This is a genomic window from Rhodococcus sp. IEGM 1307, from assembly GCF_030056915.1.
Lineage (GTDB): Bacteria > Actinomycetota > Actinomycetes > Mycobacteriales > Mycobacteriaceae > Rhodococcus_F > Rhodococcus_F opacus_D.
Genome location: NZ_JASHKW010000024.1, coordinates 62,095 through 83,747 on the forward strand (window position 1 = coordinate 62,095; position 21,653 = coordinate 83,747).

Below are 21,653 nucleotides of genomic sequence, written 5' to 3' on the forward strand. Positions count from 1 at the left end.
GCCGGCGGGGCAGGGGCCCGGCATTGGCGCGTCAGTTCACAGGTATCCACCGGTGGTGAGGGTGAGGGCGATGATCACTGCGGCGGCCATCAAGGTGGCTGAATCCAGGATCAGATCCCATAACTTGCACTCGGGGTAGCGATTCCCGCCACTTTTGGTGGACTTCGTATCGTCGGAGGCTTCCTTCATATTCGCGTGTTTCTCTCGACGCCGCACTTCCCGGCATCGCCCATCCCGACAATCGCCCCGTTGAGCAGGGCGATTGTGCGCTGCTAGCGGGACTTGTCCGATTGTGCATCTCGACCGGCAGGCCCTGTCGCGGTGGCCGGTACGAGCGCGATCCGCATGAGCAGCAGGAATGGCTGATTCTGTGGGAATTGCTTCGAGGACGACCCGGCAGTGCACCGCCTCGGCCCCGACTCGCTCGGAAAGCGACCGAGCTGAGCGTCCCGTGTGGTCGGATGTCCGGGAGGGAGGTGAGGGTGATGGAACGTCCGGACCCTGGCGGGCCGATACGGCGAGAACGATATGAACTCCTGGTCGCAGCGAATCTGGCGCAGGAGAACGCATTCGAAATCCTGGCATTGATCTTTCGATCAAAGGGCGGGGACGAGGCCGCAGCCCGCCTGCGTGCGCTACTCGCTCTCACCGCAGCAAACCGAGTTGATCCTGATGACGCCCTACGGATCCATGACACAACAGGACGGCTCGGATCAAGGAGGAACTCGACGCGATACGGAGGGAACTGGACGCCGAGTAGATGCTCATCCTCCTCCGCAGCTGCTCGCGCCTGTCGGCCTCCTCGCTCTCCGCCCGGCCCTATTGGTAGGCCAGCGACGCCGCGTCGGAACCGACCCCTCGAGATGCTCGCACACCACGTCGACACCGTGCCCCTGCCTTCAGCCGGACGCGCATGGTGTGCGACGCCTGCCCCAGTGGGTGGGGTTCATCCACGCGACATGCTGCGAGGATACGAATCCGCATCTGCGACGCGAGGGTCCGCGGTGCGGCCCGCCAGGCGGGCCGCACTCACGGGACGTTGTTCAGCGATGATGTTTGCGGGCGGTGTTACTTCTTTGGGGCGGGCGGCTGGTTCAGCAGTGTGATGAACGGATCCGCGTTGGCTGCCATGGCGCCGAGGCCGCCGATCGCGGTGCCGGCGAGGGAGGCGCCCGCGCCGACGAGTAGTGCGCCGCCGATGCATCCTGCCACTGGGCCCGCGCCGAACAGCAGTGCTGCGGGTGCGGAGATCACGGCCCCGGCCACTGCTCCGAGGAGGCAGCCGCCGACCAGACCGGTTGCCGCGCCGAGGAAGCCGCCGACGGCCGCGGTGAGGGTGATGTTGTCCTTGACTCCGGCGGTGGCGGCGGGCAGGTCGACCTGCCGCAATGGCAGGGTGACCGGTGTTGCGGCGGCCGGGTTGGTGTCGGTGGTCAGGGTTGCGGTGCGGCCGTTGATCTGTGCGGCGACGGGGTGTGCGAAGCCGTTGACGGCGAGCGACAGGGGTACCGACTCGACGGTGGTGCCGTTGGCGTCGCGGACGATCAGGTGGTTGTTCTCGTTGCTCAGTGACCCGGCCGTGGTGTCGATGATGACCTGGTCACCGTTGCGGGTGAGGTTCCACCCGACCCCCGCGGCCGGGGCCGGTGCGGGTTCCGCGTGGGCGGTACCGGCGACGATACCCATCGACGCGATGGTCATGGCGGCGACCGTCATCAGTTTGGACATTCTCATGCTCGTGAATTTCCTTCGTGTGTTCCAGGGACCGAACGGTCCCTGCTGTGCTGGACATAAGGTGGCGGATGACGGCGGCGTCGGTCGACGCGGGCTGACCGTGCGCGCTGTCTTTTTTGGGGGTGAGGACTGCCCACGGCGCTGTGCGGCAGCGAAAGGCGGGGATGATGGTCGGTGGAACGGTGTTCCGCGGGTGGATCAGCGTGCCCGGCTGTGGGTCAGTGAGTGGGTGTGAGGGCACCGGCCGGAGTGGGTGCGGGTGCGGTCGGTCGCCGGAGGTACATGGTCCAGGTGATCACGGCGCAGATGATGTAGAACGCGGCGAACACCCAGAACGCTGTGGTGGCGGACTTGTGTACCCCGAGGTAGGACGCGCGCAGGACGAGGTTGATTCCGACTCCGCCGAGTGCACCGACGGCGCCGGCGATTCCGATCAGTGCCCCGGACATGGTGCGCGACCAGACGGCGGCGGTGGGTGCGTCGTGGGGGTGCAGCGCCGCGGCTTTCGCCGCGAATATCGCCGGGATCATTTTGTAGACGGACCCGTTGCCGATTCCGGAGATGACGAACAGCAGGATGAAACCGACGACGTAGGCGGTCATGATGGCGGTGTTCGCGGCCCCGGGGGTTGCGTCGTCGACGGTGCCGGCGACGACGAGGATCCCGGCGGCCGCCATCATCGCCACGAAACTGTAAAGGGTGATCCGGCCGCCGCCGATCTTGTCTGCGAGGCGTCCGCCGAGTGGGCGGGACAGCGACCCGAGAAGTGGTCCGATGAAGGCGATCTGGGCGGCGTGCAGGGCGGCGGTGGCCTGCATGGTAGGGGTGGCCGGAGCGCCGTTGGTCAGTCCCGCGAGGAAGTTCAGTTGCAGGATCTGGCCGAAGGCGAAGCTGAATCCGATGAACGATCCGAATGTTCCGATGTAGAGGAACGAGATGATCCAGGAGTCGCGGAACTTGAGCACGTCGAGCAGTGATCGTGCGTCGGTTTTCTGGTCGGTCAGGTTGTCCATGTAGAGGGCGGCGATCACGGCGGCGATGCCGATGAGCACCAGGTACACCGCGCAGACGATCTGGGGGCTGCGGTTGCCCCAGGTGGCGATCACCAGCAGGCCGATCAACTGGATGGCCGGAACACCGATGTTGCCGCCGCCCGCGTTCAAACCCAGGGCCCAGCCCTTGAGTCGTTGCGGGTAGAACGCGTTGATGTTGGTCATCGAGGACGCGAAGTTCCCGCCGCCGAGTCCGGCGAACGCGGCGACGATCATGAACGTGGTGTAGGAGGTCTCGGGCCGTGAGATGAAGTACAGCGTCAGGGTCATCGGAACCAGCAGTGCAAGTGCGCTGATGATGGTCCAGTTGCGGCCACCGAAGGTGGTCGTGGCGAAGGTGTACGGCAGGCGAAGTACGGCGCCGACCAGGGTGGGTATGGCGACGAGGAAGAACTTTCCGGCCGCGTCGATGTGGTAGACCGCCGTGGGCATGAAGAGCACCATCACCGACCACACCGACCACACCGAGAATCCGATGTGCTCGGCGAGGATGGAGCCGAGGAGGTTGCGGCGGGCAATGTTCTTCCCGCCCGCCTCCCAGGCGGCCTCGTCCTCGGGGTCCCAGTTGTCGATCCGATGCCCGACCGATACGGGGGAATGGGATGAGTTCGAAGGTGACTCAGATATTGTTGTCACGGCTTAGCTCCTGAGATTGAAGATTCGCAGAACCATAAAGCCGGAATGTGTCCGTTCAATGGCGTGTGGTCACGGTGTGCTTACACTTCGCTCACCCGGGCAACTGCGCCGAAGACAGCACCCGGAAACAACACCGTGACCATCGGGCGACACACTCTACACATGCATATGGCCTGTTCGGGGGCATGTTCCCCGTCCGTAGACGATGCGGTCTGCCTTCGCAGCGCGGGCGGTGTCGATCGTCGCGATCTTCTTGTGGGCGTCGGCGGCGGGCCCGGGTGGTGATCATGGGCGCCAGCGCGGGACCGACGGCGACATGTCCGAACATGGCCCGGGGCGAGGTCGGGCAGGCAGGCGAACATCATGGCAAGGTCGAGCAGGATGTTGCCGATCAACGCCTGGTCCAGGGCCTACGCCACGGATCGGCGGCGCTCGACCTTCCCGCGTCAGTCCGATCTTCCTCGGCCGTGCCCCAACAGCAGCACTGCGCCGGTGTGTGACTCGGCATCGGTCCGGAGGTCGAGGCGGACAGACGTGCGGATAATAGGACGTGGTTTCAGGCACCCGGGACAGCTCTGATGTCAAGCTGCGGAATATGATTCGTCGCAAGGCGCGGAGGTGCATATCGCCGCGATTGGTCCGCAAACGAGTCGATTCACCGTCTCCGGTGGACCGCGACAGAGTGGACTGAGGTCGGCACGCTCACTGACATCGGATCTTCGCGGGCACTGCACAACGTCGGTTCACCGCCGAGCGATGAGACGTCCTCGGCCGCGTCAACACCGCGAATGTCGAATGAGGCCCGATGTCGGCTGCGTGCGTGAGGCGGGGGACACTCCAGCGGCCCGGCTCATCGTCCGCGGGCGGGGCCCTGGGCCATGCGGGGGAAGCGAGAAGGGTGGACAGTGTCGCGCGGGAATCGTATAGCGATGTGTGACAGAATAATTCGCCCGGGCACTTTGGCTCGCAGCTCAGCCGATCCGCTGGTGGTCGACCCGCCCGCACCGTGCACGGGCAGGTGATCGCCGCGGTGGTTAGCCGTTCGGGTGGAAGGGTGCACCCCGTGTGCGGCGCTTACTGCCGGTTCGTCCGAGGAAGGTCTGCAGGGCTGCGGTGCCGCCGAGGCTTCCGGCGAGCAATCCCAGCAGCAGTGCCACGTTGGTGTTCATGGTTCGGGGTCCTATCGGGTGTCGGTGTCGGGGCGAACGGTGGGTTCAACGGGTTGGTTGGGGCGGGTGTCGGTCGTCGGGGAACATTGCCTCGATGCGGGTCTTGATCTCGGCGGTGCTGATCGGCCCGGTGCGCGGTGCGGTGAGGTGCGGGTTCGGTGCCGCGGGGGTGGGAGTGCTCATGTAGTTCGGTTCTCCTGGTTTCGGGTGGTGTGGTGTTACAGGCCGACGGCACGTTCGAGGGTGTCGAGTTCGGTGTCGAGGCGGCCGAGCAGCGGGTTCAGGTCGGGCAGGGTGCGGCGGCAGCCGGTGAGCCCGAAGACGATCTGGTCGTCGTTGCTGGTGCAGGTGATGTTGAGGGCCTGCCCGGTGGTGGGGATCGACAGTGGGTACAGGGCGTCGAGTCGGGCCCCGTTCCAGTACAAGGGGGTTCGGGGGCCGGCGACGTTGGAGATCACCACGTTGAACGGGGGCCGGAGCGGTCCGCGCCGGCCGAGGAGCATCTCCATTCCGAGCGGGGCGGCGCCGAGGGCGCTCGTCGCAAGTACCTGTGCCGGGCTCATCTCGCGCAGCGCGGCCTTGCCCTCGCGCGTGCAGTCGCGGATGGTCTCGAGGCGGTGTCCGGGGTCGGGGAGGTGGGTGGCGAGGTTGCACATCAGCACCCCCACTCGATTGCCCGCACCGCCCGACACAGTGTCCCCGGGTTGGGCGGTGGGGCGCAGTGAGACGGGGACCATCGCGATCGGCGGGTCGGCCGGTAGTGCGTTGCGGGCGTGCAGGTAGCCGCGCAGCGTCCCGGCGGACATGGCCAGCACGATGTCGTTGACGGTGGCGTCGGCGTGCTTGGCCAGCAACCGGATTCGTTCGAGCGGGAAGCTGCGGGCGGCGACCTGGCGGGCGCCGCCGATCGGCCCGTTGAGCAGGGTGTGCGGGGCGGTGAGCGAGAGGGTACCGCCGGTGCCGCGGGCGGCCCGGTCGAGGGTGTTGATCGCCGCGGGTACCAAGCCGGCCACTTCTCCGGCGACGGTGCGGCCGGCGCGCACGGCCGTGCCGGCGAGATCCAACGCCGTCGTCACGCCGAGACCCGGCGCGGGGGCCGTCGGCTGCATCGGTTCGGGTGGGGTGGGAACGGCGGCCAGCTGCGGTGTGGGTTGCCAGGGGGCGGGCATGTGCCGCCGGTGCGGGTCGGCGCTCAGGGATCCGGCCAGCAGGTTCATCGCGGAGGCGCCGTCGGCGAGGGCGTGGTGGATTTTGGTGTAGACCGCGTAGCGGCCGTCGGCGAGGCCCTCGATCAGGTGTATCTCCCACAGGGGGCGGCTGCGGTCGAGGAGGGTGCCGTGCAGCCTTGACACCAGGGCCATCAGCTCGTCCGTGCCGCCGGGCCGCGGCAAGGCGTCCCGGCGCACGTGGTGCCCGAGGTCCACCTGGTGGTCGGCGAGGGTGTCCCAGCCCCACTGCCCGAGTGAGGTCACCGACCGGCGGGCACGTTTGCGGAACAAGGTGGCCATCCGGTCGCCGGCGAGGGCGGTCTCGAACATCTCCCGCACGTCCGCGGCGGACGCCCCGTCTGGTGGGGTGAACAACGCCAGCCCGCCGACGTGCATCGGATGTTCCCGGGACTCGCCCAGCAGGAACAGTGAATCGGTCGGCGCCATCGGCAACAACATCCGCGAAGAGTCCCCTTCTCGTCCTCGGAATCGGGCCACCCGTGGTGGGCGGTCCGGGCCCTGCCTCCGGAACTGTGGTGCAGGTGGGTAAAGCGGCGGCAATGTCACATTTAGGTGTGGTTTACATCACAAACCGATGTACCTGTTTACGTTCTACAGCACACCCGTCCGCCGCGCTACTGGTCACATGTCCACTAATTTTGCTTCTGCCGTCCCCTCGGCCGCCTCGGCGTTGCACGGTTGTTCCTCACTCCCGTCGGCAGGTGCTGGATAAGCGATTCACCACCCGGCTCCGGCGTGATGGTTGGTCATTGCTTGTGACGAGAGTTGATGGGCGACGCGTGGGGGATGCCGACTCAGGGACATCGGATTCCGAGGGGCCTCATCTGAACCGGAGGTCATCGTCACAGGAGCGCCCGAATACCACAACCGACGTCGAAATCCGTCGATCGCGTGCAGCGAACCTCGGCGCGTGCAGCGACGGGGTCTGCAGATCACCTCACCGCCATCGGAATTCGGGACCCGGGAGTGAGAGAAGATGTCACACCTTCCCGTTCTGCAGCAGGCGTTGCTGCGAGAGGGGCAGGACTGCGCGACCGCGTTGCACCCGATGGTTGGCCATCGACAGCAACAGTGCGGCGTTGATGGCGTACCTGCGCGTCGAACCGGTCGACCGGACGTGGTTGGCCACCTATCAGCGGCTCCATCGGGGAACTCGCCCGGTGCGTCGGCGACGCCGTCCGGCTGCGCCTGCGTACCGTCACCAGCGGGGCGGTGGCCCGCGCACGGCGTTCGAGGGAGGACGCGACTGTGCCGCCGAGGCCGATACCGGTAGCAGGTGACCGGAAGCGCGATGAACGACGACCAAAGTGGGGCGCTCGAGGTGCGGGACAGCTGCGCGGTCCTGTGCAGCGTCATACACAACGAGCACGGTTATCCCGGCGCAGGTGTGGCACGCCACCTATGGCCAGTTTGCCGGCGAAACTCCTGGACGGTGTCGGCGCAGCGCGGAGGGTGGGTGTACCCGGCGTGTCATCTTTGACAACAGACGCGCAGCGTACGCCGTGCGTTCGGTTACGCCGAGGCTCCTCGGCGCTTGTTGACACCAACCTTCACGGCAGGCCCACCGTGGGCAGCCTCCGGGTGACGAATTGTCGAAAGTAGTCGATCTTCGGTGTGGTCACCAGCACTGGGAGCAGCAGATCCCACGCCATCGCGGTACGCGTCGGCAGGGCGGCGGGGTTGTCGGTGGCCGTCGTCAGGAGGCGTGCCCCGGCGAAGAGTTCCACCAGGAGCTGACCGACTGCGTCCGGATCAGTGTCCTTACGCAGGTCACCTTCTTCGATTGCTCGGCGGGCCAGGAGTTGGTAGGTGGATATCCAGGTCGCGAAGGTGTCCGTCTCTGAACTTCGGTAGTCGCCCATTTCGGTGATGAGGCGGAATGTTGCCCCCATCACCGCGTCGTTGAGGGCGGCGTCGACCGTGACGAATGAGATGCCGATCATGGCCTCGAATGCCGGCGTGGGGGAGTCGAGATACGGGGTGCACACGACGGTGAACCGCCTCGTGCCTTCCTCGATGACGGCGCGGGCGAGTTCTTCCTTGGAGGCGTAGTGAAAGTACAGTGCCCCCTTGGTGGCCAGGGCCTGGGTGAGGATCTCGCTCAGCTTCGTGTCTGCGTAGCCGTGGCGGGTGAACACCTCGGCCGCGGCGTGGAGCAATGCGCGACGAGTGACTTCCGCCCGCTTCTGGGTGGCCATCCACCTGCCCTTCGAGTACCGAGATCATCTGGCCGGACGGCTGTCCTGAACCGTCCTGAATGGGATTGAACGACGCACTGCACATGCATACCCGATGTGGACGTTCGTCGCATGATGTTCTGTGTGGCCCCCTATTCTGCAAGGCTTTCCGGTCTCGTAGAAGATGGCCTGCCGCCCGGATTTCGGATCTCGTCGACATGGACTGCCCCAGGGATGCGCCGGACGGGCGACGACGTTCAGGGCGGCGGCCGGCGGCTGCACTTCAGGATCGTGGGAACTCAGGCGCGAGGTGAGATGGCCGCTCGGGCGGCCCTGGAACTATCGGCGCCCCGACATCGGAGGTCCCACCGATGACCCGTCCCGCGAGGGCCGGGAGCGGGACTTCGTCACACTGCTCGCGGACTACGACGATCACGGCACCTTCGCCTTGGCGGAGATCGAGCAGTGGTCGCCGCACCCGAAGGATCGACGAACGGGACTTCAGGTCTTGGCCGTTGCCAAGCGTAGGTGTCGGGTTGACCCAAGGCCGAAAACCGCTGTGTGCTCGGTGGGCGGGACGGTTCGACGGACCGCGCGCGTGGCCCGTATCCTTTCGAGCGCACAGTCTTGTTCGGTGTTTATTGACGTCGCGGCAACTGCTCCTGCGCGTTTCCGACGGCCGACATGAGGTCGCGTCCCAGGCGTTGGTAGGTGCGCAGCCACGCTGCGTCGACCGGTTCGTCGTGGAGGTGCGCCATCAGCGTTTCGCTGTTGTTGTCCGCATCCAGCCATCGGCGCATCTCGGTGGTGCGGTCCTGCACGTGGTGCAGCAACTGCTCCGGAACGGTCGGGGTCGTCATCGGGTGCCGTCCTCCCTTGCTGTTCACCTCAACGTTTTTCGTTGCTCATTGTGGTGCGTTGGCTGTCATGCGTTCCATCGTCGGTGGCCGCCACCGTCAGGCGTATTCGAGTGCGTCGGCCTCGTCGAGCGAGTCCCAGGCGATCTCGTAGCGCTTGCGGGTCATGTCGTCGGCGTTGGTGAGGAGCGCCTCGAACAGCGACCGGGGGTCGGCGTGCCATGACCGGGCCAGGGCCTCGATCTCCCGCGGGGAGAAGAGGCCGGACCGGGCGGTGGCGGAAATCCAGTCGTCGAAGTCGCGCTCTCGGATCCGTTCGACTGCGTCGAGGTCGACCTTCCCGCCTGCGAGGTCGAACGAGAACATTGCCGCGACAACGTCTCGGGGCGACTGGCTGGCGATGTCGGCGGTGACCCGGACCGCGACGACGGGGTTGCGGACCAGCTGTTCTATGGTCATGGCGACCGCACCTCCTCGAGTGGGCACGGGTTCCGACTCACTCTGTGTATCCGATTCGTGGGGGAAGCCTTAGGTGGCGTGTTTCTCAGCAGGGTAAGGCATCTCCGCAACGCTAGCTGTGGCGTGCGTCACATTACTGGGCGGTAGTGATCGAACCCGCAGGATGGGCGCGTCGGATGCGCCAGCGGTCGTACTGTTCGAGTGGTAGCCGGATGGCATGCGACCCAGCGTAACTGGACGATTGACCTAATAGCGTTTGCGCTCAACATATTCCACACTGTTACCGGAGCCGACTCGGTTCCGGGGTGCTCGGGTAGTGGTGTCGGCACGAATGTTCGGGCCGCGGAGGTAGGGCAGGGAGCGGCAGGATGCGGGCACATCGACAGATGAGGTGGGCGGCCGCGGCAGTGGGCGTCGGGCTGGCCGCAGGGATTCTTTGGGCACCGGTCGCGGCGGCGGAGGAGGTTCCGGATCTACCCGGGGCGAGCTCGGTGTGGCAGGTACCGGACCGCGTCGGTCCCGCCCAGAGCGCGCATCCCGATGCCGCCCGGTATGCGCGGCAGCACCCGGGATCGGTTCCGCCTGGAGTCAACGATTTCACCTGCACCCCGACCGCCGTGCATCCGAGGCCGGTGGTGTTGGTGCACGGCACGGACTCGAATGCGTACTCGGACTGGGCGGCGCTCGGTCCGCGACTGGCCGCGGCGGGGTTCTGCGTGTTCGCGCTGAATTACGGGGGTGCGCCCGGGGGCGACAACTACGGGACCGAGGACATGACGGTCAGCGCCGGTCAGCTGGCGCAGTTCGTGGCCGAGGTCCGCGGCGCGACCGCCGCTGCCGAGGTCAATATCGTCGGCTACTCGCAAGGGGCGACGGTGGCCCGTTATTACGTCAACCGACTCGGTGGTGCAGCCATGGTCGATCAGTGGGTGGGTCTGGCCTCACCGACCTACGGGGGCACCCTGTTCGGTCTCGTTCCGGTCCTCGAGCAGACTCCCGGCGGCATGCAGTGGGCGCGAAGGGTGCTTCCCCCGGAATTGGTGTCGCCCGCATTGGAGCAGCAGGCCCAGGGCTCGCCGTTCCTCGACGACCTCAACAGCGGGGGAGACACCGCCGGGGGAACCCGGTACACGACGATCGGGTCGCGGCTCGACGAGGTCATTCAGCCGGCGACCAATATCGCCTTGCGCGACGGGTCGGCGACGAACCTGATGATTGGGGATCTCTGCCCGTCCAATCAGTCCGGGCATTTCCGGATGCCCTACGACGAGTACACCCTGCAACTGGTGATGGGTGTGCTCGATCCCGCACAGGCGCCGGCACCGCCCTGCACCGTGGTCCCGGCGGGCACCGGGGTACTGGAGATGATCCTCACCGAGAAGTTCTGATGGCTGCGGCGTCGCGGGCTGACGGGTCGCGGCACCACGGCACCACGGCGGGCGCGGCGGCGGCGCGGCTGGTGACTGCCGGCATGAAGCGGGATGCGGAAACCTGCACGCCGGGTGTTCGCTGAGACACTGTCGCTGCGGTCGCCGGGATCGAGCCGGTAACGGAGCGGGTGCCCGCGCGGATACAGTCACCGTGTCCTGACGAGGGGGCGCAGAGGGAGCAGGACTTGATGCGGCGCGGTGTGCGGGGGTTGATGGCGGCGGTTCTCGGTGTCCTTTTCCTTGCGATTGCAGTTCCGGTGCCGGCGAACGCGGAACCGCTGTATCCGTGGCCGGACCCGGACCCGTTCTACCTCGCTCCCACCGATCTCGGGGCCAAGCAGCCCGGCGATGTGGTGCGGACGCGGCGGATCGACACCTGGATGTACGCCAACTCCGATGGGTGGCAGATCGCGTTCCGGTCGACGAACTCGGCCGGCAACCCCATTCTGGCGGTCACGACGGTGCTCCTTCCCAGGGGTGTGGCGAATCCGCCGTTGGTGTCGTATCAGGCGATCGTCAACTCGTTGGGAACCAAGTGCGCGCCGTCCCGGGCCCTGTTCAACCTGGAGATGCAGGAATCACCCGGGATGTACTTGGGTCTGCAGCGGGGGTGGGCGGTCTCGGTGCCCGATCACCTCGGCCCGACCGGTGCATACGGTGCCGCCAAGCTCGGCGGCATGATCACCTTGGACAGTGTCCGCGCGGTGCAGCGGGTAGCCGAACTGGGCCTGGCGAACAGTCCCGTCGCTTTGGCGGGCTACTCGGGTGGGGGAATGGCCAGCGCCTGGGCGGCGGCGCTCGCCCCGACCTATGCCCCCGAGCTGAAGCTGGCGGCGGTGGTGCAGGGCGGCGTGCCGGCGGATCTCGAGCAGATGGCCGAGGGGCTGGGCTTCAACCCGCATCCGGGGTTCGGGCTGGCCTTCGCGGCGGCGATCGGTCTCGAGCGGGAGTACCCGGATCGGTTGCCGGTGTCGTCGCAGCTCAATGAGACCGGTCTGTGGTTGCGGGAATGGATGAGCAACGAGTGCCGGCGGTTCCTGCTGTTCCATGGTGCTTTCCGCAACGCCGGGCAGTTGGCGGCGTCGACCAGTCTGATGGCGAGTTCGGCGGCGCGGCAGGTGTTGCGGGAGAACAGTCTCCGGTATTTCGAGGGGGTGCCGTCGGCGCCGGTGTATATGTGGCATGGCACGCTCGATGGGCTCACTCCGTTCGATTCGGTGGCGGAGGTGGCGCGCCGGTACTGCACCGCGGGTGCGAGGCTGACGTTCGTGCCCTATGACATCTCCGAGCACATGACCACTGCGGTGGTGGGTTTTCCGGATGCGTACGAGTTCATCGCGGCACGTTTCCGGGGGGAGCCCGCCCCGACACGGTGCTAACCGCCGGTCCAGGCCGTGCCGAACTGAAAGGTGCATGACGCCCCGGTTCCCGGCTCGTCGCCTGCACAGTCAGCTCTGGGTGGCGTCAGGCGTCGTTGGCACGAATCTCGTTAGTAGCCGGGTGATTACGTGATTAGCACGGATTGGGTCCGGGAGGGAGCGTCGTAGACGACCGTCTCACCGCACGGGATCTTTCGGGGCAGGCTCGAGTGTGCCGTGTTCGGCGCCGGAAGTATCGCGCACCGCGGGGTCCGTGTCGCTCGACAAAAGGGGTTTGAACTGCCGTTTCGGGCTTACTGTGGCGGTATGAGAGGTGAGGAGGCGCGCGTGGCCCGGGACTTCGCGGAGTGGTTGTCGTCTCAGGGCTGGACGGTGCGTACCGACGAGGATGTCGTCGACATCGTTGCCGAGAAGGACGGCCACCTGCTCTACGCCGAGGTCAAGGCTGCGACCGCCGCGCCGGGATTGGATGTCGATACCGCCATCGGGCAGCTGGTGCGGCGGATGCCGAGCGAACCGGATCAGTCGGTGTCGTTCGCGCTGGTCGTGAGGGACGAGCCGCGATCGGTGGACGCCGCGGTGCGGGCACCTCAGCGGATTCTGGATCTGTTGGGGATGGCGCTGTATGCGGTCGATGAGGACGGTGGCGTGCGGCAGCTCTTCGGCCGCGCATGAGACTTCCCGACGCGGGCGGGGATGGACAGCAGGGTGGCCGGTAGCATCACCACGCCCCACGATGGTGGGGGTAGTGCGGTGATGGGGCGGTAGCTCAGTCGGTTAGAGCCGTGGACTCATAATCCATTGGTCGCGGGTTCGAGCCCCGCCCGCCCCACCGCGTTCATCGCCGGCCCCCAACAGGCCGGTGGAGGGACGGGGTCAGGCCGCCCGGATCGAGAGTGTGCGAGGCAGTGACATGACCGTGGCGGATTCCCGGTCGGTAGGTGGTGAATCTTTCGAACACGGTGCTGCAGACCAGTGACCGTGCCGAGTGGTACCTACCCCAGGTACCGGGTAGGTGTGCCTAGGTCGGTCATCTGAGCCCGGATCAGGTGGCGCTGCGTTCGGCGGATCCGACCGCGTCGAGCGCGTCGGCACGCGTGGAGACGTCGGGGGTAAGAGTCTTCTCGACGGTTCCGATGGTGAGCCGTTGCCGCCACCTGGCCTCGTCGAATGGCGATGGGCGCGTATCGGACAGGAACTCCTCGACGGTGTGGAGGAAGCGCAGGGGGTCGTCCCGGAAGGGGAAGTGACCGGCGCCCGGGAAGATCTCCAGCCGCGAATCCGGCATTGCCGCGTGCGCGGTGTGGGCGTGGCTGACGGGGATGACCGTATCTCGATCTCCCCAGATGAGTTGAACAGGCAGACTAGCCGTCAGATAGCAGCGGTCGAGCATGGTTACCGTCTGTCCGCGCCAGTCGACCACCGCACGCAGGGTGCGTAGGTAAGCCTCGTACGCGGTGGGGTCGGGCAGCTCGGTCAGGATACGCACCAGATCCGGTGTGTCGTGCAGCGCCGCACGGGGGTGCAGGGCGGTGCCGTGCAGCCGAGTCAACACCGTTCCCACCCACCGCACCGCGGGCACCGCTCCCGGCAGGCGCAGCAATTTCAGTGCCTCGTTGAGGATCGGCGTCGCCGCGAGGCGCAGGAGTGGGTGAACGTCGGTGGTGATACCGCCGGCGGAAACCAGGATGAGCCGATCCACCATCTGTGGGAACTGGTAGGCGAACTGCATCGCGATGCCGCCGCCGAGCGAATGTCCGATCACGGTGGCGTGGTCGATTCCCAGGGTCGAGAGTAGATCGCGCATGCCGTTGGCGTAGGCGGCGACGGAATAGTCGGCACGGGGTTTGTCGGAGCGTCCGTGGCCGAGTAGATCGGGTGCGATCACGGTGTAATTCTCGGCGAGGTGCGGGATGATCTCGGTCCAGGTCGACGAGTTGTCGCCGATGCCGTGCAACAGCAGCAGCGCGGGGCCGTCACCGGTCATGCGGAAGGCGCGTCGGTACCCGTGGATGGTGTGGAACATCAGTTGCGGCTCGGCGTCGGGCACCGGCCGGAGCCTGCGTATGCGACTGGGGTTCATCGCACCCTCCTCGACTGTCGCGTTCTACGTCGATTCTTCGCTGCGCACCGTCGACACCAGTGACGACACGCCCACCCGAGGGTATCGACATCAGCGGGGTTGTCGCCTCCTCCCGTGCCCCGAAGCAGCCGCGAGAACGTTCGCTGGTTATTCGCGGTGGGGGCCGCGGCGTTATACACACGTCGGCGCGATTCGGATCGAGTGTTGTTCGCTCCCGGACGGGATCCGATCAGTCCTTGTCTGTGATGTGGATTGGCTACCGTGGGGGTTTGTGGCAGCAGGTATTGCGGGGCCGTCGGACAAGATGACGCCGAGCCCCGAGGTTGGGCTCGACTTCGCTCGGGAGTGGGTGGAGTTCCTCGATCCCGACGACGCCGAGCATCTCATCGCCGCGGACATGACGTGGCTGCTCTCGCACTGGACCTGCGTGTTCGGCACCCCGGCCTGCCAGGGCATCATCGCGGGCCGACCCGACGACGGCTGTTGCTCGCACGGCGCGTTCTTCTCCGACGCGGAGGATGTCGAGAGGTTGCACGAGTCGGTGAAGCTGCTCAGACCCGAGGGCTGGCAGTTCATGAAGCAGGGTCTCGGGAAGAAGGGGTACATCGAGGAGGACGAGCTCGACGACGAGCCGGCGCTGCGGACCCGCCGATACAAGGGTGCGTGCATCTTCCTCAACCGTCCTGGATTCGAGGGTGGCATCGGGTGCGCACTGCACTCGATGGCACTCGAGCGCGGCATCGAGCCGCTCGAGGTCAAACCCGACGTGTGCTGGCAGCTGCCGATCCGGCGCACCCAGGAATGGGTGGAGCGACCCGACGGCGAGCAGGTCCTGAAGACGACGATCAGCGAGTACGACCGGCGCGGCTGGGGTGCGGGCGGCGCGGACCTGGACTGGTACTGCTCCGGCTCGCCGGACGCGCACGTCGGCGCGAACGCGGTGTGGCAGTCGTATGCGCCGGAGCTGACCGAGTTGCTTGGTGAGGCCGCGTATCGCGAGCTGGCTCGGCTGTGTAAGCGACGGCAGGGTCTCGGCCTGGTTGCCGTGCATCCGGCGACCGCGGTCGCCGCGAAGAAGTCTCGGTAACGGAGTGGCGGTCCCTGAACGTCGACCCCGGTGACAGCGTTATGGGTGTCTACGGCTCCCCGGGGCGGTACTGAGGTAACGGGCTGGTGCTCGCCGAGCGGTGGAGCCACCGTTGGCGGAGACGCGAGCACCGGAGTCCGGTCGGTTCGTCGTCGATCGCTAGGCCTGGCGGCGTCGAGCATGAGGTTTCGTCGGCGAGGTGCTTATGATCCGGGCGTGTAGCCGACCGGAAGGCGAAGACCGATGCCCGAGAAGAAGGATCACAGTCCGAGACCCGAACCCGGTCCGCTCGGCGCGGGCGCGCGGGTGCTGGTGCGCCGGCCGTCCGAATCGACGCAGACCGGTCGGATCGTCGAGGACTACGCCGAGCTGACCGACACCGAGGAGCGTGGGCATGCCTGGGCTCCGGTGCATCGGTGGGCTGTCGCCCTCGACGACGGGCGGCTGGTCTTCGCCGACACCGACGACCTCACTGCCGACCCGAGCACGCCAGGATCCGCCGGGTAGACCGACCCTGGACGGTGGAAAAACCACTCAGGGGGCCGCGCCCCGGGGAGCGACCAGGGCTGCAGGGCTCTCCCCAGGGTGGCGGGACGGACCAGGTGTTCAACTGATCCGCCTCCCGGCGGTACTTGGCCCAGGAGGGCGACGGAGGAGTTCGTCGCTGGTCCCGGGCGTATCGGGTTGCCGAGGGCGGGTGCACCCTGACACCCGCCTGGGGATGGGTGTCGGCTTGTCGGTCGAGCGCCGAATGGGCGGGCCACGGTCGCGGCGGCGGCGACCGTCAAGTGAGTGACACCGTCGGCCGGACGTCGCGGGCCCGGGGACATCGGTGGCAGTCGTGTGGCGGCGAGGGTTGTGTTGGGGGACAGCCAAGCGCAGCCCCCGCCAACGATGAATATCAGCTGACAGGGGCGCTACACGGTCAACCTGCACGTAGTGACGAGCGGCGCATGAGTGATCTTCGTGAGCCACGGTGGGGAAGTCCAGGGATTGTGATCCACACCATCACACTATTTTCGAACTCGTCGGCTCGGTGTGATGCGTTGGCCCGATCTCGAGTGCAGTGCTTTCCGCCCCGGTGCGGTGGGAGACCGAGGCCGAACACATCGACTGACCTGCGAAGATGACACGCCCCCGGCTGGGGGTCAAGTGCGCCGCCGTAATGGTGGTTCCGCGCCGATGAGGGTTTGTCGGGCCTACCGTGAGGGGACGGGGTCTGCGACCGGCGTGGGCTCACGCGGAGGAGGGGCGATGACTGCGAAGTTCGAGCTTTTCAAGGACACCGGCGGCAAGTTCCGATTTCACCTGAAGGCAGCCAACGGGGAGATCATCGCGGCCAGCCAGGGATACACCTCGAAGGCGGCGGCCCAGAACGGGATTGCGTCGATCAAGGACAATGCCGCCTCCGCACCCACCGAGGATTTGACCTGACCCGAGGGTGTGGCCGGCGGGGATGGGGAGCGGTATGCGGCTACGGAAGTCGTCGTCGTGGCGAAGGTGGCCGCACGACAACCGTGATTCAAGTTGGTGATCCGAAAGGTCTTCGTTCGCAGGCTTTCCCGATGGCCCCTGGCCGACCTTGTGCGGTCGAGTTTGTCGGCGCCGCGGCGTCCGGCTTCTACGGTGGGATCAGGCCGTGGTGGGAATGGTGATCTCGGCTCTGCCGTCGACGCCATGTAGTAGGTAGTGCGGGCAGGTGACCAGCTGCCGTGGCAGGGGTATCGCCCCTTCTCCTCTGGGGCTGGGGTATCGACGCAATCTCGTGCGAGACATGAACGAGAAACTGTCCCTGAGGGGGTGCCCAGTGGGATGTGATACGAACGCGAAAAGTGCTGAGCGTGAATGATGTCGGGGTTCTCGCGTATCCGGCCGGGGCGCTGTCTGGGGGGTGCGCAGTTCACGGCGAGTCAACGGCCGGGACCGGGTCGGGCCTCGGCCGGGTGGGGTGTCGATCCCGGCGGCCTCCGTGGCTGCCGGTTGGCTTAGCGCAGGCTTAGCGCGTGGGGTGGTGGTCACAGCTGCTCCAGCGTGATGTGGCCGTCTTGCAGTGCGCGTGCGAGCAATGCGGCTTTGGTGGGTGCGGGTCGCCCGACGGATTGGTATTTGTCGCGTATGCGCGCAACGTGCGTGTTGACGGTGCCGGAGGAGATGTACAACTGCCGGCAGACGGCGGATTTGGAGTCGTTGAGGATCCACGTCAGCATCACTTCGATTTCACGGGGGCTCAGCGTCGGGGCGAGCAGTGGTGCTCGGACGGACACATCTTCCTGGTCGATGCTGGAGCTGGCTGGGTGGGGTCCGGCGATGGCGAGCATGGTTAGTTTCCCTTCACCGAGCGCGGCGGAACTGTGGTTCAGGTTCCTTGACCGTGCTGTGTTCCGATGAATATTGACGGTAGAACGGACCGAAAGACTCGAGAAGGTTCGACTTTGTTGACACAGGATTTGGGGTCAGCGTTAGCCGAAGCAATTAGGCGAGGCCACGTTCCTGCGCGGCTTGTTCGGTCTGCGATGTTAGGGGCACACCGTGGCGGCCCAGCTCGATTCGCCGCATTCCTTCGGTGGGGTGGTCGGCGAGGATGGTGGCAAGGAGGCCGCGGTCGGGTGGCAGGATGCGGACGGTCACGGTGCCTGCGTCGGCGCGGTCGAGTTCGGCGGCCACGAAGGTAGACAACCGTTCGCGGGTGTCGGTGTCGGCGGTGTCGAGGCCGTGGTCGTCGAGCATGATGACCTCGACGCCGCGGGCGCGGGCCGCGCGGGCTGCTGCGGGCAGGCTCCCTTGTACCAGGCTGGGTGCGCGCAGGGTGTCGCGCAGATGGGCTTCGAGCAGCTTGCATTCGAGCCTGGTGGCCGAGTCCAGAGGCTCGGAGTCGGTGATTCGTTGCAGGATCGGTCGCACTGTTCGGTCGAGGCGACGCATCTGTTCCTCGCGTTCGGCGAGGCGCGCGAGGACGGCGGCTTCTGCGGCGATGCGACGTGAGGATTCCTCGCGCAGTTCGAAGATGGTGCGGGCGGCCGGACGGATGGTGTAGGCGAAGAACGTGGCCATCAACAGGGGAGGGAGGTTGACGATCGAGATGGCGACACCGTGCGCTGCGCCTTGCCCGGTCGCCCCCGACCACAGCGCGGTAACGGCGATCATCCCCCACAGGTTGACCCACGCCGCGGCCGTGCGGCCTCGCACACACATGTAGGTTGCAGTGCCGGTGCCGGATGCCAGCGGCCACGTTTGCCACGCCGAGGTCGGGGGCACGGGCAGCACGAACAGCACCAGAGCGCAGCACACCGGACCGGACAGGGTCATGGCCACCGTGATGGCCGGTGGAAGGGGATCCGGGCGCACGGCCAGCAGGGCCGCGGTGACGACGATCGTGATCAGTAGAGCAAGGATGATCGGCCAGCGGTGGCTGACTCCGTGCCACGAGGTGACGGCCAGAGATGTCACCGCGGTCAGGTAGAGCACGGCGATGGCCCACGCCGCCCGGGTATGCATCCCGAGCAGGGTTCGCGCGTCTCGGATCGACGCCGTCGGAGCGCTCACGGCTGATCCGCCCATGCCATACGGATGGTGGTCCCCGCTCCCGGGCGGGTTTGCACGCTCACGGTACCGCCGGGCAGTTGCCGGATCCGGCCGAGGATGCTGGCCGCCAAGCCGAGCCGGTGTGGGGCGACGGCGTCGAGATCGAACCCTCTTCCGGTGTCGGCGACCACGGCGTGGATCCTGTAGGCGCCTACGGTGACCGTGACGCGCGGTTGCGCGTCGTTCCCGGCGTGGAGGACGCTGTTTCGCACCGCTTCGGCGACAGCTTCGCCGATCACCTGGACCGCCTCGGTGGGATACCTCGCCGTGTCGGCGCCGTTGGTCGCGACGTGAGTCTCCACTGGAACACCGTGGTCGACCGCGCCGACGGCGGTGCGTAGGTGCGATAACAAGGTGGCGGTGTCGTAGGTGGCGTCATCGGATTCGCCGAGCTCATCGAGTTTGGCCAGGGTGAGCTGGGCCTGTCTGCGCACATCGTCGTTGTGGGGTTGGCGCGCCGCGGCGAGCAGTGTCGACATCACCCAGTCGTGAAGCAGTGCGTTGAACCTGCTGCGCTGCACTGTGCGGGCTTTAGTCGCGGCGGCGGAAGCCGCAGCGGTGTAGGCAGAAGCTTGGGTTTGGTCGAGTATGCGACCGGTGCGCATCGCCATCAGCGCGGCGGCCACGTACAGCAGGCTGAAGCCCATCGCGAAGGCCAGATCCGGTATCAGCGGCCCTTTGTAGTTCGGTTCGCGGCCGTAATGGTTGATCAACTGTACGGTCAGTACGGCGGCGCCGAGCTGAATGACCGTCCATTTCTGCCGCCAGGTAATGGCGGCCGCGAGTCCGGCCAAGCCAGGGATGCGAGCGATCCACCACTCTTCCTGCAGCAGTGTGCCGTTCCACGCCAGTGGCCAGGCCACCGCCGCAACCAGGAAGGACAGCGCTGTCACAGCAGCCGCTCGCCGCACCCATAGAGTGCGGCGGACGAAGCTCACGATACCCATCACCAGGGGCGGCACGAACACTGCCAGAATCGCGAACGGGGTCCACCAGTTGGCCACGGCTCTAGCCTGGTGGACGATCAGCGGAGCCAACAGCGCCAGATAGAAGAGATAGCCGGCGCTGACGAATCGGGCGAACAGTCGCACGATACGTTCTTCCGCGCTGTCCCTCGGCGCAGTGGGCGGCGGCGCTAGCGGCGTCGGCGCCGCAGTCGAGGGATCGGCAGCCATCCGTCCTCCAGTGCCCGCTTGTACAGATCGGTTTTCGTACGCGCCGGGCGACCGGCTTCCGCATATTTCTGGCGGATCCGACCCAGGTAGGCGTTGACCGTGTCCACGGTGAGTCCGGACAGTTTCGCAACGCGCTCCGCGGACTCACCGGATGCGTAGAGGCTGAGCACCCCACGTTGACGCGGAGAGAGATTCACCCGCGCCAGGTCCTCGTCGGAGTCGATCGCCGCGGCCCAATCCATCGTCGCTACCGCCTTTCCCGTCGCGGCGTCGCGCACTGCGTCGGCGATGACCTCTTCGCGTTCGGACTTGCGCACCACGCCGAGCACACCGGCTTGTGCTGCGGCGCGCACCAGAAATGGTTCATCACCGGAGGTGAGTACAAGTGCCTCGATTCCCGCGGCACGTAGTTGTTCGACGTTGGCGATCGGAGACGACCCGTCCGGCAATCGCAGATCGAGCACCACCAGATCGAGTTGCGCTGTCACTGCCAGCAACTCCGCTACCGTCGGTGCGGCGGCAACGATCGTCAGGTTCGGCTCGTTGGCGAGGATATGACGCAATCCCGACACCGCTACCGCGTGATCTTCCACTACGCCGATCCGTCGCGGGTTAGTCGCCTCGGCTGGCCGCTCAGCCGGTGCCGTGACCGTGCTGACAGCATGAAGTGCCCCGCGGGCCGCTTCGGCGAGTTGCCCCGCTGTGGGGTAACGGTCGAGTGGATTTTTGGCCATGCCGCGTGCGATGACATCGTCGAATGAGGCAGGAACCGTTGGCCTGAGTCGGCTGGGGCGGGGTGGGGTCGCGTGGAGGTGGCAGCTCAGCTGTTCTTCGACGCTGCCTCCCGGAAATGGGCGTGTTGCGGTGAGACATTCGTGCAGGACGCAGGCGAGCGCGTAGACGTCGACTCGGGCGTCGCCCTCCCCTTTGAACCGTTCAGGCGCCATGTAAGCAAAGGTCCCGATGGTTGCGCCGGTGGCGGTGAGCGAGGTGTCGCCGACCGCACGGGCGATACCGAAGTCGATGAGGTATGCGTACTTGTGGTCGGTGAGCAAGATATTGGAGGGAGTGACGTCGCGGTGGAGCAGGTTGTCGGCATGGGCGGCGTCGAGGGCGGCGGCGATCTGTTCGATGATCGCGACAGCCGACGTCGGGTCGATTGGCCCATCCTGAGCCAGAAGCGATCCGACGTCAGTTCCTTGGATCAACTGCATTGACAGGAAGAGACGCCCGTCGATCTCCCCGAAGTCGAAAATTGGGACGATATGTGGCTCTCCGATGCGGGCGGCGCAACGGGCTTCGCGTTCGAATCGTGCGCGGAACTCGGGATCGTGGGCTGCGTGCTCGGGGAGCACCTTGATCGCTACCGAGCGCTGCGTCGCGGTGTCGTAGGCCTGGTAGACGTTTCCCATTCCGCCCCTGCCGAGCATGCCGCGCAGCTGGTACCGCCCGAATGAGGTCTCCTGCATCGATCCCTCCCCTCGTCACCCGAAGGTTCACATGTAGTTTATGACCGACGTTTCGTGCTGCGGGCGGTAACGTGCGCAGCACTTACCACCCGCGCCGAGCAGCCTGCAGGTTGGCGTGTTCGGAAACCGCAGGGA

Annotated in this window: 21 protein-coding genes and 1 tRNA gene; 7 read left to right on the top strand and 15 right to left on the bottom strand. The window is 66.4% G+C overall.

Annotation, left to right across the window (positions count from 1 at the left end):
- Window positions 1-36 precede the first annotated feature (36 nt).
- From QM841_RS34925 to QM841_RS34970, 10 genes are all read right to left on the bottom strand, one after another.
- The gene (locus QM841_RS34925) at window positions 37-189 is read right to left on the bottom strand and encodes a hypothetical protein (RefSeq protein WP_179443367.1); all 153 of its coding nucleotides are present in this window, start codon (window positions 187-189) and stop codon (window positions 37-39) included.
- Window positions 190-1,068: 879 nt separating this feature from the next.
- Window positions 1,069-1,734 (bottom strand): DUF8020 domain-containing protein, encoded by a 666-nt coding sequence (locus QM841_RS34930; protein ID WP_283335465.1) that lies wholly within the window; start codon window positions 1,732-1,734, stop codon window positions 1,069-1,071.
- 218 nt (window positions 1,735-1,952) lie between these two features.
- The gene (locus QM841_RS34935) at window positions 1,953-3,422 is read right to left on the bottom strand and encodes a nitrate/nitrite transporter (protein WP_283335467.1); all 1,470 of its coding nucleotides are present in this window, start codon (window positions 3,420-3,422) and stop codon (window positions 1,953-1,955) included.
- Between the two features lie 1,034 nt (window positions 3,423-4,456).
- The gene (locus QM841_RS34940; RefSeq protein ID WP_283335469.1) at window positions 4,457-4,591 is read right to left on the bottom strand and encodes a hypothetical protein; all 135 of its coding nucleotides are present in this window, start codon (window positions 4,589-4,591) and stop codon (window positions 4,457-4,459) included.
- A 45-nt stretch (window positions 4,592-4,636) separates the two neighbouring features.
- On the bottom strand, window positions 4,637-4,774 hold the full coding sequence (locus tag QM841_RS34945) for a hypothetical protein (RefSeq protein WP_283335471.1): 138 nt from the start codon (window positions 4,772-4,774) through the stop codon (window positions 4,637-4,639).
- A gap of 35 nt (window positions 4,775-4,809) precedes the next feature.
- The gene (locus QM841_RS34950; protein WP_283335472.1) at window positions 4,810-6,258 is read right to left on the bottom strand and encodes a WS/DGAT/MGAT family O-acyltransferase; all 1,449 of its coding nucleotides are present in this window, start codon (window positions 6,256-6,258) and stop codon (window positions 4,810-4,812) included.
- A 541-nt stretch (window positions 6,259-6,799) separates the two neighbouring features.
- Window positions 6,800-6,949, bottom strand: coding sequence for a hypothetical protein (locus QM841_RS34955; RefSeq protein WP_283335473.1), 150 nt, complete (start codon window positions 6,947-6,949; stop codon window positions 6,800-6,802).
- 421 nt (window positions 6,950-7,370) lie between these two features.
- Window positions 7,371-8,018 carry a ScbR family autoregulator-binding transcription factor gene (locus QM841_RS34960; protein WP_283335474.1) on the bottom strand — a complete coding sequence of 216 codons (648 nt, stop codon included), beginning with the start codon at window positions 8,016-8,018 and terminating at the stop codon, window positions 7,371-7,373.
- Window positions 8,019-8,635: 617 nt separating this feature from the next.
- Window positions 8,636-8,884, bottom strand: a complete 249-nt coding sequence (locus QM841_RS34965; protein ID WP_283335475.1) for a hypothetical protein — start codon at window positions 8,882-8,884, stop codon at window positions 8,636-8,638.
- 69 nt (window positions 8,885-8,953) lie between these two features.
- Window positions 8,954-9,313 (bottom strand): hypothetical protein, encoded by a 360-nt coding sequence (locus QM841_RS34970; RefSeq protein ID WP_283335476.1) that lies wholly within the window; start codon window positions 9,311-9,313, stop codon window positions 8,954-8,956.
- Between the two features lie 368 nt (window positions 9,314-9,681).
- Here QM841_RS34970 and QM841_RS34975 point away from each other — a divergent pair, with 368 nt between their 5' ends.
- The 4 genes from QM841_RS34975 to QM841_RS34990 all read left to right on the top strand — a co-directional run bounded on the left by QM841_RS34975 (window position 9,682) and on the right by QM841_RS34990 (window position 12,954).
- Window positions 9,682-10,701 carry an esterase/lipase family protein gene (locus QM841_RS34975; RefSeq protein ID WP_283335477.1) on the top strand — a complete coding sequence of 340 codons (1,020 nt, stop codon included), beginning with the start codon at window positions 9,682-9,684 and terminating at the stop codon, window positions 10,699-10,701.
- A gap of 230 nt (window positions 10,702-10,931) precedes the next feature.
- Window positions 10,932-12,122: an alpha/beta fold hydrolase gene (locus QM841_RS34980; RefSeq protein WP_502943305.1), complete on the top strand. Its 1,191-nt coding sequence runs from the start codon at window positions 10,932-10,934 to the stop codon at window positions 12,120-12,122.
- A 327-nt stretch (window positions 12,123-12,449) separates the two neighbouring features.
- The gene (locus QM841_RS34985; RefSeq protein ID WP_283335547.1) at window positions 12,450-12,797 is read left to right on the top strand and encodes a hypothetical protein; all 348 of its coding nucleotides are present in this window, start codon (window positions 12,450-12,452) and stop codon (window positions 12,795-12,797) included.
- Window positions 12,798-12,880: 83 nt separating this feature from the next.
- Window positions 12,881-12,954, top strand: a tRNA-Ile gene (locus QM841_RS34990).
- Between the two features lie 213 nt (window positions 12,955-13,167).
- Here QM841_RS34990 and QM841_RS34995 read toward each other — a convergent pair.
- Window positions 13,168-14,205, bottom strand: a complete 1,038-nt coding sequence (locus tag QM841_RS34995; RefSeq protein WP_283335478.1) for an alpha/beta fold hydrolase — start codon at window positions 14,203-14,205, stop codon at window positions 13,168-13,170.
- A gap of 304 nt (window positions 14,206-14,509) precedes the next feature.
- Here QM841_RS34995 and QM841_RS35000 point away from each other — a divergent pair, with 304 nt between their 5' ends.
- From QM841_RS35000 to QM841_RS35010, 3 genes are all read left to right on the top strand, one after another.
- Entirely contained in the window at window positions 14,510-15,292 is a 783-nt protein-coding gene (locus QM841_RS35000; RefSeq protein WP_283335548.1) for a DUF3109 family protein, read from the top strand.
- A gap of 243 nt (window positions 15,293-15,535) precedes the next feature.
- The gene (locus QM841_RS35005) at window positions 15,536-15,799 is read left to right on the top strand and encodes a hypothetical protein (protein WP_283335479.1); all 264 of its coding nucleotides are present in this window, start codon (window positions 15,536-15,538) and stop codon (window positions 15,797-15,799) included.
- Window positions 15,800-16,546: 747 nt separating this feature from the next.
- Entirely contained in the window at window positions 16,547-16,726 is a 180-nt protein-coding gene (locus tag QM841_RS35010; protein WP_005257571.1) for a YegP family protein, read from the top strand.
- Window positions 16,727-17,307: 581 nt separating this feature from the next.
- Here QM841_RS35010 and QM841_RS35015 read toward each other — a convergent pair.
- The 4 genes from QM841_RS35015 to QM841_RS35030 all read right to left on the bottom strand — a co-directional run bounded on the left by QM841_RS35015 (window position 17,308) and on the right by QM841_RS35030 (window position 21,518).
- Window positions 17,308-17,610 (bottom strand): helix-turn-helix transcriptional regulator, encoded by a 303-nt coding sequence (locus QM841_RS35015; RefSeq protein WP_480405597.1) that lies wholly within the window; start codon window positions 17,608-17,610, stop codon window positions 17,308-17,310.
- Window positions 17,611-17,764: 154 nt separating this feature from the next.
- Window positions 17,765-18,835 carry a DUF8320 family protein gene (locus QM841_RS35020; RefSeq protein WP_283335480.1) on the bottom strand — a complete coding sequence of 357 codons (1,071 nt, stop codon included), beginning with the start codon at window positions 18,833-18,835 and terminating at the stop codon, window positions 17,765-17,767.
- Window positions 18,832-19,965, bottom strand: coding sequence for a sensor histidine kinase (locus tag QM841_RS35025; protein ID WP_283335481.1), 1,134 nt, complete (start codon window positions 19,963-19,965; stop codon window positions 18,832-18,834). The genes QM841_RS35020 and QM841_RS35025 overlap by 4 nt, the downstream gene beginning before the upstream one ends.
- A 44-nt stretch (window positions 19,966-20,009) precedes the next feature.
- A complete protein-coding gene (locus QM841_RS35030; RefSeq protein WP_283335483.1) occupies window positions 20,010-21,518 on the bottom strand; it encodes a protein kinase domain-containing protein in 1,509 nt (502 codons plus the stop codon).
- Between the last annotated feature and the right edge of the window lie 135 nt (window positions 21,519-21,653).